Consider the following 12,725-nt stretch of genomic DNA (forward strand, 5'->3'; position numbering starts at 1 on the left):
TATAGGTTCTAATTTTTAACTTGGTGAGTTTTATTTGAATTATTGGCGATAAACGTAAGTAAAAAAGCCGATCAACTGACCGGCTTTTACTGAGATTTATTGATATCAGCATGAGTACCTAAACGCTCGTGTTTTCTAGCTTCACTTGCCGCTTATGTTCATACATATTTTTATCAGCTTTAATAAATGCCCCAGGTAAATCGGAATCTAATTGTCGAGTTGCATAGCCTATTGCAACGTGAATATTTTCCTCTAAAAACACACTGATCAGACGCTTAAACAAAGCTTCCGCATCGAACATCGACATTTCAGGGCATAAAATAGCAAACTCATCCCCCCCTAAACGTGAAACCACATCATTGCTTCGAGTGGTTTTCAGCAACAGTTCTGCTGCCTTCTGAATAAGGTGATCGCCCTGTGAATGACCAAATTGGTCATTCACTTGTTTCAAGTCATTTAAATCGATACTAAAAATCGTCGCTGGCAAACCAAAACGCCGACATCGACCTTCTTCTGACTCAACAAGACGATCCCAGGCACGGCGATTAAATAATCCTGTTAGCCCATCAGTTAAAGCTTCAACTTCAAAACGTTCACGTAATCGACGTTGCTGATTTTCACGTAATTCACCTTGCAGGATAGAGCTTAATAAACTGCCGAGTAGCTGCACCAATGGTGCATCTTTTAAAATATCGTTTGGCTTAATTTCAGTATCAATTGCGCACATGGTGCCAAACACAGAGCCATCTTCATTAAATAAAGCCTGACCAATATACGATTTAATCGATAAATTTTGATTAATAGCTGCGTTCGCATACAGTGAAATATCACTCACACATGGAGCGATATTTGGCGTTTTGCCTTGTACCATATGGTAGCAAAATGAATCAGCCCAACGAAAAAAATTTCCCGCTTTAACATTATATTTTTCATTTTCTGCTTGTAACACAATCCAATTCTCACCCTCTACACGAGTGATCATCCACAAGCCAAAACCTAAATTTTCATGAAGATATTCAAGAACTTGTTTTCCTGCTTCCTCAAAGTTGTGAAATTGAATGTTATGCATGAACACAGCCCATAATGTTCGAAATGACAGAAAGTAGGAAATTTAAAAAGCTATAATATAATATTTAGGCTCAAAATAATCTCATGTTCACGCGAAATAGATCTTGGAATTTGTTTTAAATGTAAAACAATAAAAAAGCCGATCTTTCGACCGGCTTTTAACATACACTTTCGCTTAGGCTGCTTTTGCTTGAGCCATCAACACTTCAATATCTTCTACCGTTTTCACCACATCTTTGGTGAGCACCAGTGGACCATTTTCGGTAGCAACCACATCATCTTCAATACGAATGCCAATACCACGCCATTTTGCATCTACAGTTTCATCATCTGGTGCAATGTACAGACCTGGCTCAACAGTTACCACCATGCCGTCTTCGTAAGTACGCCATTCACCATCAATTTTATATGAACCAACATCATGTACGTCCATGCCCAGCCAGTGACCGGTACCATGCATATAGAACTGACGGAAAGTTTCTTTTTCGATAATTTCTTCCAGATCACCCTGCATAAGGCCTAAATCCAGCAAGCCCTGAACCAGAATGCGCACCGCAACATTATGCGGTTCTTTATAGGAATTGCCGACACGTACTACATCAATCGCTGCAAGCTGTGCTTTTAAAACCAGTTCATACAAGGCTTTTTGTTCAGGACTAAACTTGCCATTGACCGGGAAAGTACGGGTGATGTCGGAGGCATATAGCTGATATTCACATGCTGCATCAATCAGCACCAAATCACCATCTCTGAGCTCTTTGTCATTTTCCACATAATGCAAGATACAGCCATTTTTACCTCCACCCACAATACTGTTGTAGGAAGGTAGGCAGCCATTTTTACCGAACACATAATTCAATTCTGCTTCCAGCGCATATTCCATCATGCCCGGTTTCACGGTCTGCATGGCACGGGTATGCGCTTCAGCACTGATATTCGACGCAAGTTGCATCAACTTAATTTCTTTTTCGGATTTGTGTAAGCGCATTTCATCCAGAATGCGGTCCAGCTGAATCACATGCGCAGGTGCTGAAGTACCTTTGCGTGATTCACCACTGGCCTGAGCAATCCATTTTGCTACACGGGAATCAAAATCGGCCTGCTGGCCAATCCGATAGAACAGTTTTTGTTTATCGAGCAATTTCTCGATAATTTCTTCATCCAGCAGGTCAATGGCATAAGCCTCGTCCGCCTCATAATCATCTACTGCCCCGTCGACACCGGCACGATAACCGTTCCAGATTTCCATTTCACGGTTGCGTTCACGGCAGAACAAGCTATAGGTATAACCTTCATCAATCGATTCAAAAGTTTCAATCACCGCCACTGCTTCAGGCTCTGCAAAGCCCGTCAAGTAGAAAAAGCTGCTATCGGCACGGAATTTATAATCCGCATCGCGGTTACGCATAGCAACCGGACTGGTGGCAATAATTGCAATACTGTGCGGACCCATTTCTTCTGCCAGGCGGTCACGACGTTCCTGAAAATCTGCTTGAGTCAGTTTCATCATTAAGTGTACTTTTGTCTTTTATGAGTAGGTTATAACTTTTAAAGGGTCTGTTCTTGAATAAAATCGCCCGAATTAGCTCGGACGATGTGGAGTAAACATTTCCACTACACTGCTGGCTTCTGTAGTCGCGCTATTTTTTTTGCAACTGCGGCTGAATATTTTGCAACAATGGCGTTTCTGCAACTTCTACTTTCTTGCGTCCCAAAGACAGGCTCACTGGAATCAGGCGCACAAACTCATAAAGTTCCTGATAGCTTTCTTCGCCTTCTTCGTCATCATCCGACGCATCAAACTCGACTGCTGCTACATCTTGAAGATGTTCGATCAGTTCCATTTCATCTTGACGGATATGTCCTGATGCCAGACCAAATCCCAATACCACACCGGCACACCAGTCCGCCAAGGCTTGTACACGATCCGCAAGAACGTGTTCATCATCCGGAAGCAAAGGTAAATAGTCGAGTTCATCTTCAGATAAAGCATGGGCAATATCTTCTGCTTCATCGGCTAATATCTCTAAAACCTGCTGCTCTAGCGCAGGAATTTCAAGCGTGGCTAAAATTTGTTGCCATTCATCACCAGTCGGTGCCTGAGTAACACAAACAATACCCGTTAGTAGCCCATGTAACTCACTTGGGCTTGAAATCTCTTCAATTTTTGAAAAATTGTGGTGCCATTCCGACCAACCTGAAATATCGTCTTGCATTCGTTTATCCAATCTCTATACTTCGTATATATTACCTTTGTTTGCAATACTGTGCGACTACCATATGTTAGAAGAATTACAGCGTCTACAGGCGCATATTGGCGTTTTAAAAACGCGACTTACGCATTATGAAAGTGAAAATAGTGCACTCACCGCGGCAAAAGAAAATTCTGCCGAGCATCATCATGCCCAAATTGTGCAAAAAAATGGCATTATCACCCAAAAACAAGAAGAAATAGATAATCTGAGCGAGCAATTAAGCGAAACCCAGTCCCAATTCAAGCAATTGAATACAGATGCCGCATCTTTGGCCGACCGTTATAGCCGTTTGGAGAAAAGTTGTACCGATCTTAAAAACCGTTTTCAGGAAATTCTGGCTGAACGTAATGAATTACGTGTCATTAAAGAAAAAATGCAAAATGATCACCGTGTTGCTCAACAGGAAATTCAGGGCTTGCAACAGGAACGTGAAAGATTGTTACAAAAAAATGAACATGCTAAAGCCAAAGTTGAAGCCATTATTCAGCGTCTTGCAATTTTAGGTACTGCTCAAGATCAGCATGCGCAAGAAATTCAACAGCTTGCTCACCCAGCCGATGCAAATGAGGATATTTAATCATGAGTGAACAAATTGCTGTGGAACTGCGTGTACTGGGTCATAATTTCCGCTTGGCAACCACGGAAACCGAGAAAGCCGATCTGGAACGTGCTGCTGAATTATTAAATGAAAAATATGATGATTTTCGTCGTAAAGCACCGCGGGTTGAACCCAGCAAGCTGATTATTATGGTGGCACTGGAACTGATGCAGGAAGTGCTGGCCATGAACAAATCCTTGCAGGAATACTCACACTGTGAACGCTTATTGACGACAATTTTAGAAGAAGTGGATGAGTTAGTTTAATTTTCATTTAAATTGACTAAAGTATCGACAGTTGAAAACTAAGTTTACAGTTCCTGCACACGGATGATTTGCCAATATCTCATTATTGGTTATACTTACTTCATCTCTGAGGTGTTCGCCAGCGAGTCTATATCCCTGCCGATACTTAAATCTACGGATTGTGTTCTGCATATTTAGAGTGTATGCCCATCTTCGCATGGGAAACCCAGCAAGTATGCGTCGCGTCCACCTTGAACTTCTTCGGGTTCAGGGTAACGACATGCAGCGGCATCTTCGGAGTGTTTTTTCTTATTATTCTAAGCGTGATTTATTACAATATTTCTTCATCTATTTTACATTTTCAAAAACTTCATTTTTAAACTTCAATTTTTTTTCAGCCTATATTCATTGATATTTTTATGCAAAAAAATACCCAAGATTTTCATCTTGGGTAGGTTATATCAACGACTACACTTTTCAGTACTATTCAGACTTTTGCAAACGAAGTGCATTAATCACGACAGACAAAGAACTCAGTGACATGGCAACCGCAGCAAGCATCGGAGTGAGTAACAAACCTGTTAAAGGATAAAAAATACCTGCTGCGACCGGCACACCTAAACCGTTATACACAAAAGAGAATGCCAGATTCTGCTTCATGTTTTTTACCCCTAATTTAGCCATGTGAATGGCATCTGCCACACCGCGAATATCTCCTTTCACCAAAGTTACTTGAGCCGTCTGTTTGGCAATATCGGTACCATTGCCCATTGCCACACCCACATTGGCTTGGGCAAGTGCTGGCGCATCATTAATGCCATCTCCCGCCATGGCCACAACTTTTCCTTGAGCCTGATATTTTTTCACGATGTCTAATTTTTCAGTCGGGGTACAGTTGCCATAAACCTGCTGAATTCCTAGTTCTGCTGCGACCAGTTTTGCATTTTGTTCATGGTCACCTGTGGCCATGACTACTTCTATGCCATCGGCTATCAATTGATTAATCACCTGATGGGCATTGTGTTTAATCGCATCATGAATGGAGATATAAGCCAGAACTTGCAGCTGATTAGCCAGAAAGCTAATCACATTACCGCTCTCACGTTGAGCATCCAGCTTCACTTGAACATGTTCAGGCAGCTGCAAACCCAACTGATCAATCAGCTTTTGACTGCCCACATACAGGGTTTGACCCTCAATTTGACCTTTCACCCCAAAACCAGTGACATCTTCAAAATCAATGACTTTCAGCAGTTGCTCATGCGGAACAAGCTTGGTTAAAGTCTGTGCAATCGGATGGGTTGAATACTGTTCAATCGAGGCAATCCATTGTTCCACTTGCGTTTGCTGGGCTGTATCTGAAAGCAGATTAATCTCTTTCAGGCTCGGTTTACCTTCAGTCAAGGTTCCAGTTTTATCGACAATTAAAGTGGTGACTTTACTTAAAGCCTCAATCGCTTCAGCATCTTTAAACAGCACGCCTTTTTGCGCTGCCCGCCCTGTGGTTGCCATCACCGACATCGGGGTTGCCAGCCCTAAAGCACATGGACAGGCAATAATGAGTACAGCCACTGCACACATCAGCGCCAGATCAAACTGTGCTTTGCCAAAGAGCATCCAAGCCATAAAGGTCAACACACTAATCGCTAAAACAATCACCACAAAATATTTGGCAAATACATCGGCAAGTTTTTGCAACGGCGCTTTGGAACGCTGTGCTTCCGCCACGGTCTGAATCATTTTCGCCAAGGTGGTATTGGCACCCACTGCCGTGGTTTGAATACGAATACTGCCCTGCTGGTTCACCGTCCCACCAATCACCCGGTCATCAAGTTCTTTTTTGACGGGTACAGGTTCACCCGTCATCATGGCTTCATCAACATAGGTTTTGCCTTCCACCACAATGCCATCGAGTGGAATCTGATCACCTGAAGAAATCTGCAGGATATCGCCCTGTTTCACCATGCCAATATCCACTTCCACCACCTGATCATGCTGCACCAGTTTTGCAGTATGCGGTTGTAGTTTCAGCAAAGATTTAAGTGCATCTGCTGTTTTGGCACGAGCTTTTAACTCCATGATTTGCCCAAGCAAACTCAAGGACACAATCATACAGGCCGCTTCATAATACACGGCAACCCCATGACCGGTTTTGGCCTGCATCGGAATCAGGGATGGAAAAACTGTCGCCACCAGACTGTAAATAAATGCCGCCAGTACCCCGACCCCAATCAGGCTCCACATGTTCAGGTTACGGGTTTTATAGGAAATCCAGCAGCGTTCAATAAAAGGTTTCCCTGCCCAAAGGATGACGGGAATAGAAAGCACCAGTTCAATCCACGGCTGAATATGCTGCGGAATAAAAGCATGAATATGCGAACCCATGGCCAATGCAAAGACAATTAAAGTCAGTGGTAAAGTCATCCAAAAACGATGACTAAAATCGACCAGCTCAGGATTGGGTGCATCATTTAAAGTCGGTTGCATCGGCTCCAAAGCCATACCACAGATCGGACAGGTTCCCGGCCCTTTCTGCACAATTTCAGGGTCCATCGGACAGGTATAATCCATATCCTCCGCGCCTTCCGGTACAGGTCGCTGGTCTGCTGGAAGCAGATAAAACTCCGGATCGCCTTTAAATTTTTCCAGACAGGACGGATTACAGAAATAGTAAGTTTTACCCGAATAATCAGTTTTTAAGTCGGTTGACGTATCTACCACCATGCCACACACGGGATCGATCTCTGAACTCTGCACTGATGCAGGATGAGTTCCGCCACAGCAGCTGGATTTCTTTTCTTCAACCGCCACTTTTGCTGTTGAACCACAACAGGAAGATGCTGTTTGCAGAGTTTGTACATATTGCTCAGGCTGCTGGTTAAATGTAGTTAAACAGCGTTCTGAACAGAAATAATAATCTTTTGATTCAAACTGGCTGTGCCATTTAGAATCGGTTTTCACCTGCATGCCACAGACGGGATCAACAGTTGTTTCACTCACCTGCTCTACGGTTTGCGCTTTATTTCCCTCACAACAGCCTGATGATTGCGCTACGGGTTGTTGATTTTGAGAACCACAGCAAGATTTTTTTTCATCTGTTTTTGATTTAGATGCACAACCGCAGCCCGAAGTTTTAGATTTATTCTTTTCTAAATACTGTTCAGGATTGGCCTGAAATTTATTCAAACAGCCCTGACCGCAAAAATAATAACTTTGTCCCAAATATTCGCTATGCGGCTTGGATAAATCTGTCACGGTCATGCCACAGACGGGATCAATATACTGTTTTGACTCAGCTTTTTGACTGCCACAACACGAACTTGATGATGCAACAGCTTTTGCCCGACTGGTACAGCCACAACCGGAAGCGAGCTTGTTTTGCTGTTGAAGATATTGCTCAGGAGAATCGATAAATTTCTGTTTGCAGCCATTGCAACAGAACAAATATTTTTTCCCTTCAAATTCAAAAACATGTTCCGAATGTCCAGACACGGTCATGCCACACACCGGATCAACTATTACTAATTCAAGAGCTGAATCCTGTTTTGCACAGCAGGAAGATTTTTGTTGCTCATTCATCCGACTCACCTGTTTTATTCTTTCATTGTGTTAGCATAAAGTCTGTACCCAGGTACGGAGTCAAGTCATTTGAGGATATTTTATGCTCACCATCGGAAAACTGGCCAAACACTGTCATGTAAACGTCGAAACCATTCGCTATTATCAACGCATCGGTTTAATGCGCGTACCTGAATCCGCGCAGAGTTACCGTTATTACAATGACAAAGATATTGAAACCTTAAGCTTTATTCAAAAAGGTAAAGATGCAGGCTTGCAACTCAGTGAAATACAGGGATTACTGCAACTTCAACTCGAAGATCGTGAACAGGTGAGGCATGTCATTGAGCAACGTCTGGAAAAAATTGATCAAAGGATTCAGGAATTGCAGGCACTCAAAACCCGTTTAAGCAGTTGGGTAGATGAATGTAAAACCACCAATGAAAGCTGTTGCCCGATTTTGAAAGAGCTGAAAAACAGTTAAACTGCTTTTACGATGAAAATGTATATATTTTTTGGGAACCTATAACAGATGTCAGTGGATTTAAAAGTTTTACGCAAGCAACTTCGACATCAGCGCAGAGCCGTTTCCAGCTTTCAACAAAAACAGGCGCAACAAAAAGTACTTCAGCAACTGATCCGGCTAAAATCTTTTCAGCATGCCAAAAAAATCGGCATCTATCTGAATGCCTTTGGTGAAATCCATACCAAAAAAATGATTGAATATTGTTTCAAACTGGACAAAGAAGTTTATCTTCCCATGATTTGCACCATGAACCAGCAATTGCACTGGGTCAAAATCACTCAACAACAATACAAAAACAATCAATTTTCATATCATCCACTCGGCATGAAAGAGCCTATGGCCGGGCGTGGCCTGCATGTTTCGACGCTGGATTTTTTAATCATGCCTTTGCTGGCCTGTGATATTTATGGCACCCGCATTGGGATGGGCGGCGGCTTCTACGACAAAACCCTCGCCAGCGCCCCCCATAAACCCTATCGGCTTGGTATTGCGCATGACTTTCAGCTGATTCAGCAGCCTTTACATCGTGAAGTCTGGGATCAACCTCTCGATGCCTTACTCACCCCTGCAAAATATCTACACTTTAAGCGTTGAATGGGTATTTTTGACTGACAGGAATATTTTAAAATCACACATTTACTCATTTTTTATACATTTTCATTTGCCCTGCCCTTGTATTTTTTAAAATACCCATCACTATAAAAAACATGGCAACACTGTTGTTACTCATTAGGAGTGCCCATGTCTGAAATTATTATGAATCAAGAAACCTTAGATACACAGGTTCCAAGCGTATTACCACTTTTAGCGCTACGTGATGTGGTGGTTTATCCACACATGCAAATTGCGTTATTTGTAGGTCGTGAAAAATCGATCAATGCAGTTGACGTGGCCCGTAACAGTGACAATCTGGTATTTGTAGTTGCACAACAAGATTCTCTTACAGAAGAAATTGATCACGACAACTTATATCAATACGGTACTGTCGCGAAGATTGTGCAAGTTGTGAATCATGAAAATGATGAAAACTGTATAAAAGTACTCATTGAGGGCTTACACCGTTCGAAACTGGTCAAAATCATCGACAACGATGCATATTTATCAGCCGAACATGCACTTAGCCCCATGACAGTGAATATTGAAGCTGACTCTCAAGAAACACGCGTCCAAGAACTGCGAACTTTATTTGCACAATATGCAGAAGCAAAATTACGTAATGCACGTGAATTGATTACTGCTGCCAATAAAATCGATGATTTATTGCAACTGTTGTTCTTCGTGGCCACTCGTGTGCCATTGAACATCGATGTCAAACAAAAGTTCCTGGAACAGGATGACTTTGAAGCACATTTGACTGAGCTCATGACTTATTTGTTGCAACAATCTGAAGAACAACAGATTGAGCAAACTTTGCATGACTCGGTAAAACGCCAGATGGAGAAAAACCAGCGCGAATACTTCCTGAATGAAAAAATGAAGGTGATTCAGCGCGAGCTTTCCGACATGAACGGCGGTGCTGAAGATGACGTGGCTGAAATTGAGCGTCGTCTTGAAGAAGCCGATTTACCTGAACACGTGCGTAAAAAAGCGGAATCTGAATTCCGTAAACTCAAAGCAATGCAACCTGCTTCAAGTGAAGCTGCCGTGGTGCGCAATTATATCGAGGCGATTTTAGATACGCCTTGGAATAAAGCCAGCAAGGTCAGCATTAACCTGAACAAGGCACAAGAAATATTGGATGCTGACCATTATGGTCTGGACGAAGTTAAACAACGTATTGTTGAATACCTGGCTGTTCAATCTCGCGTGAAAAAACTCAAAGGTCCAATTCTTTGTCTGGTTGGTCCTCCAGGGGTAGGTAAAACTTCACTGGGTGAATCGATTGCCAAAGCAACAGGTCGTGAATTTGTGCGTATGGCCTTAGGTGGCGTGCGTGACGAAGCGGAAATCCGTGGTCACCGTCGTACTTATATTGGTGCGATGCCCGGTAAAGTAGTACAGTCTTTGACCAAAGTTGGCGTGAAGAACCCATTGTTCTTGCTCGACGAAATTGACAAGATGGCACAGGATTACCGTGGCGATCCGGCTTCAGCCTTGCTTGAAGTACTCGATCCATCACAAAACAGCAAGTTCAACGATCACTACCTCGATCTTGATCTAGACCTTTCTGAAGTGATGTTCATCTGTACTGCGAACAGCATGAATATTCCTGAAGCTTTGCTTGACCGTATGGAAGTAATTCGTCTGCCGGGTTATACCGAAGAGGAAAAAGTCAATATTGCTGAACGTTACCTGGTTCCAAAAGCCATTAAGGACAACGGTTTACGTGGCAAAGAATTGACTATTCATGAACAAGCGATTCGTGACATCGTGCGTCGTTATACTCGCGAAGCGGGTGTGCGTAGCCTTGAACGCGAAGTGTCAAAAATTGCACGTAAAGTCGTGAAAGAAGCGGTAAGCAAAAAAGCCAAAAACTTGCATATCGATGTGACTGCGGAAAACTTGCCTGATTACTTAGGCGTGCATAAATTCGACTTCGGTATGGCCGAAGAAGAAGCGCAAGTAGGCCGTGTAAATGGCTTGGCTTGGACCTCAGTGGGCGGTGAATTGCTTTCCATTGAAGTTGCAGCTGTAAAAGGTAAAGGTAAATTCATTACCACCGGTTCACTTGGTGATGTCATGAAAGAATCCATTACTGCGGCAATGACTGTAGTACGTACCCGTGCAGATGAACTTGGGATTGAGGCTTCAAGATTTGAAGAAACCGATATCCATGTGCATTTACCTGAAGGTGCAACTCCGAAAGATGGTCCATCTGCAGGTTTGGCACTCACCACTGCCCTGGTTTCTGCCTTCACAGGTATTCCAGTTCGCGCGGATATTGCCATGACGGGTGAAACCAACCTGAGTGGTCGTGCAATGCGTATTGGCGGCTTAAAAGAAAAACTTTTAGCTGCACATCGCGGTGGCATTAAACTGGTCTTCATCCCTCAAGAAAACGCACGTGACTTGGTGGAAATTCCGGACAACGTGAAAGCAGGTCTGGAAATTAAAGCAGTGAAAAGTATCGATGATATCTTGCCATTGGCTTTAACCGAAGCACCAAAGCCTTTGCCAAAAACACCGATTGTGAAGCCAATTACAGAAGGCAAAGCAGCCCGTCATTAATTGCAATTCGCTACAAAAAAGAGAGCTTCGGCTCTCTTTTTTTATGTGCATAAGTTTTACTATATAAATAGAAAAGGGCTTGAAAAATCCACCTCTCACCCTTATCTAATAGTATAGAGACCCTAAATGCGCTGTTCGTTTCTAATTGATTTGTAGTTAATAAGTTATGTGAATGGTCATCTACATCTCCAGGTAGATGACCTTTTGATCGCAGTCCCAGTTTTCACTTAAGGGGCTGCGTTTTTTATTCATCAGCTTGAAGCAATAAACTATAAACCAGACCATCAATCACGTTGGCCATTTTTCCAATATTGAGTGTCTTCAGCGTATCCGCCGCAGTGTGATAATGCTTGTTACGGAAAAAAGCCGTATCTGTAATCATCATGGCCGGAATACCAAACTTCCAGTAATTCAAATGATCAGAAACCTCCATGGCACTAATAAAAGAAGGAGCTACCAGTCTTTGGCACTCCAAACGATCGAGCCTACGCATCGCTTGACAGTATTTCGCCCCCAGATCATAAGACTGTAAATTACTCACCGCAGCAATAAAATTACCATGCTGTGGATACACCCATTTCAACCCCGCTGGATATTCCTGTACCAGTTTTTCATCAAAGTAACCAATCATCTCTAAAATATAAACACCCTGAATCTGCTCCTTTTGCGCCTGTACAGATTTAGCATGCACAAAACTGCCCATCTGTTCAGTCTTGAAAAATGGCGGCTCAGCCAAGGTATAAAATACAAAATTCACATTATGTGCCAGTTGGGATTTCTGCTGCGCCAGTATCCGCGCCGTTTCAATTACTCCCGCTACACCCGAAGCATTATCATCCGCCCCCTGATGCTCGCCAAATACATCATAATGCGCGCCGACAATCACTTTGTCAGCATGACCTGCGGTTAAGGTACATACTACGTTGCGATAGCCCAAACCATTGACCGAATAATTTTGATACTGGCAGGGTATGCCAAACAAACGCATCTGTTCTTTAATCCAGGCAGAAACGCGTTGCAGCTCTTGTGAGTTTTTATAATTACGATGTCCCTGCTGACCTATAATTTGCTCCAGATAGACCTTTAAATTATCGGTACTGGCGGGTGCTATGCTCGGTAATGCCCAACTTGAAGTATTGAACAAAAGAGTGCAAAGGAAGGTGCTCAACCATAAGCCTAAATTTTTATCCCTTTTTAATCTCATTTATTATCTTCCTCTTTTCTTATGCATATTCAATCTATTGCTGAAGATTAAAGCAGCATCTGGCACGCCTTTTCAATTGCAATTTGTTGCTCAAAAATAAGTA

General features: G+C 42.8%; 9 protein-coding genes, 1 other RNA gene and 1 pseudogene. 6 read left to right on the forward strand and 5 right to left on the reverse strand.

Going from position 1 to position 12,725, the window contains the following annotated elements; genetic code table 11:
• Positions 1-118: 118 nt before the first annotated feature.
• The 3 genes and pseudogenes from WAE57_RS01625 to WAE57_RS01635 form a co-directional block, all read right to left on the reverse strand.
• A complete protein-coding gene (locus WAE57_RS01625; RefSeq protein ID WP_337707718.1) occupies positions 119-1,069 on the reverse strand; it encodes a GGDEF domain-containing protein in 951 nt (316 codons plus the stop codon).
• Between the two features lie 174 nt (positions 1,070-1,243).
• The gene (gene pepP, locus WAE57_RS01630) at positions 1,244-2,575 is read right to left on the reverse strand and encodes a Xaa-Pro aminopeptidase (protein ID WP_337708036.1); all 1,332 of its coding nucleotides are present in this window, start codon (positions 2,573-2,575) and stop codon (positions 1,244-1,246) included.
• Between the two features lie 75 nt (positions 2,576-2,650).
• Positions 2,651-3,284: pseudogene (locus WAE57_RS01635) on the reverse strand (UPF0149 family protein).
• A 64-nt stretch (positions 3,285-3,348) separates the two neighbouring features.
• Between WAE57_RS01635 and WAE57_RS01640 the strand changes: the two are divergent.
• The 3 genes from WAE57_RS01640 to ssrS all read left to right on the forward strand — a co-directional run bounded on the left by WAE57_RS01640 (position 3,349) and on the right by ssrS (position 4,470).
• Positions 3,349-3,900, forward strand: coding sequence for a hypothetical protein (locus tag WAE57_RS01640; protein WP_237786776.1), 552 nt, complete (start codon positions 3,349-3,351; stop codon positions 3,898-3,900).
• A gap of 2 nt (positions 3,901-3,902) precedes the next feature.
• Positions 3,903-4,187, forward strand: a complete 285-nt coding sequence (locus tag WAE57_RS01645; protein ID WP_086175239.1) for a cell division protein ZapA — start codon at positions 3,903-3,905, stop codon at positions 4,185-4,187.
• A gap of 100 nt (positions 4,188-4,287) precedes the next feature.
• A non-coding RNA gene (gene ssrS, locus WAE57_RS01650) (6S RNA) lies at positions 4,288-4,470 on the forward strand.
• Positions 4,471-4,649: 179 nt separating this feature from the next.
• Here the strand turns inward: ssrS and WAE57_RS01655 are convergent.
• On the reverse strand, positions 4,650-7,745 hold the full coding sequence (locus WAE57_RS01655) for a heavy metal translocating P-type ATPase (RefSeq protein WP_337707719.1): 3,096 nt from the start codon (positions 7,743-7,745) through the stop codon (positions 4,650-4,652).
• Between the two features lie 82 nt (positions 7,746-7,827).
• Here WAE57_RS01655 and WAE57_RS01660 point away from each other — a divergent pair, with 82 nt between their 5' ends.
• The 3 genes from WAE57_RS01660 to lon all read left to right on the forward strand — a co-directional run bounded on the left by WAE57_RS01660 (position 7,828) and on the right by lon (position 11,418).
• Entirely contained in the window at positions 7,828-8,208 is a 381-nt protein-coding gene (locus WAE57_RS01660) for a MerR family transcriptional regulator (RefSeq protein ID WP_337707720.1), read from the forward strand.
• Positions 8,209-8,256: 48 nt separating this feature from the next.
• Entirely contained in the window at positions 8,257-8,844 is a 588-nt protein-coding gene (locus tag WAE57_RS01665) for a 5-formyltetrahydrofolate cyclo-ligase (RefSeq protein WP_337707721.1), read from the forward strand.
• Positions 8,845-8,991: 147 nt separating this feature from the next.
• The gene (gene lon / locus WAE57_RS01670) at positions 8,992-11,418 is read left to right on the forward strand and encodes an endopeptidase La (protein ID WP_337707722.1); all 2,427 of its coding nucleotides are present in this window, start codon (positions 8,992-8,994) and stop codon (positions 11,416-11,418) included.
• Between the two features lie 244 nt (positions 11,419-11,662).
• Here the strand turns inward: lon and WAE57_RS01675 are convergent, their stop codons facing one another.
• Positions 11,663-12,622 (reverse strand): M28 family peptidase, encoded by a 960-nt coding sequence (locus WAE57_RS01675; RefSeq protein ID WP_337707723.1) that lies wholly within the window; start codon positions 12,620-12,622, stop codon positions 11,663-11,665.
• Between the last annotated feature and the right edge of the window lie 103 nt (positions 12,623-12,725).

The organism is Acinetobacter sp. NS-4 (assembly GCF_037402435.1).
Taxonomy (GTDB): domain Bacteria; phylum Pseudomonadota; class Gammaproteobacteria; order Pseudomonadales; family Moraxellaceae; genus Acinetobacter.

Coding starts and splice junctions, on each gene's coding strand:
- WAE57_RS01675 (WP_337707723.1), bottom strand. CDS start 12,622: ATGAGATTAAAAAGGGATAAAAATTTAGGCTTATGGTTGAGCACCTTC.
- pepP (WP_337708036.1), bottom strand. CDS start 2,575: ATGAAACTGACTCAAGCAGATTTTCAGGAACGTCGTGACCGCCTGGCA.
- WAE57_RS01665 (WP_337707721.1), top strand. CDS start 8,257: ATGTCAGTGGATTTAAAAGTTTTACGCAAGCAACTTCGACATCAGCGC.
- WAE57_RS01655 (WP_337707719.1), bottom strand. CDS start 7,745: ATGAATGAGCAACAAAAATCTTCCTGCTGTGCAAAACAGGATTCAGCT.
- WAE57_RS01625 (WP_337707718.1), bottom strand. CDS start 1,069: ATGCATAACATTCAATTTCACAACTTTGAGGAAGCAGGAAAACAAGTT.
- WAE57_RS01660 (WP_337707720.1), top strand. CDS start 7,828: ATGCTCACCATCGGAAAACTGGCCAAACACTGTCATGTAAACGTCGAA.
- WAE57_RS01645 (WP_086175239.1), top strand. CDS start 3,903: ATGAGTGAACAAATTGCTGTGGAACTGCGTGTACTGGGTCATAATTTC.
- lon (WP_337707722.1), top strand. CDS start 8,992: ATGTCTGAAATTATTATGAATCAAGAAACCTTAGATACACAGGTTCCA.
- WAE57_RS01640 (WP_237786776.1), top strand. CDS start 3,349: ATGTTAGAAGAATTACAGCGTCTACAGGCGCATATTGGCGTTTTAAAA.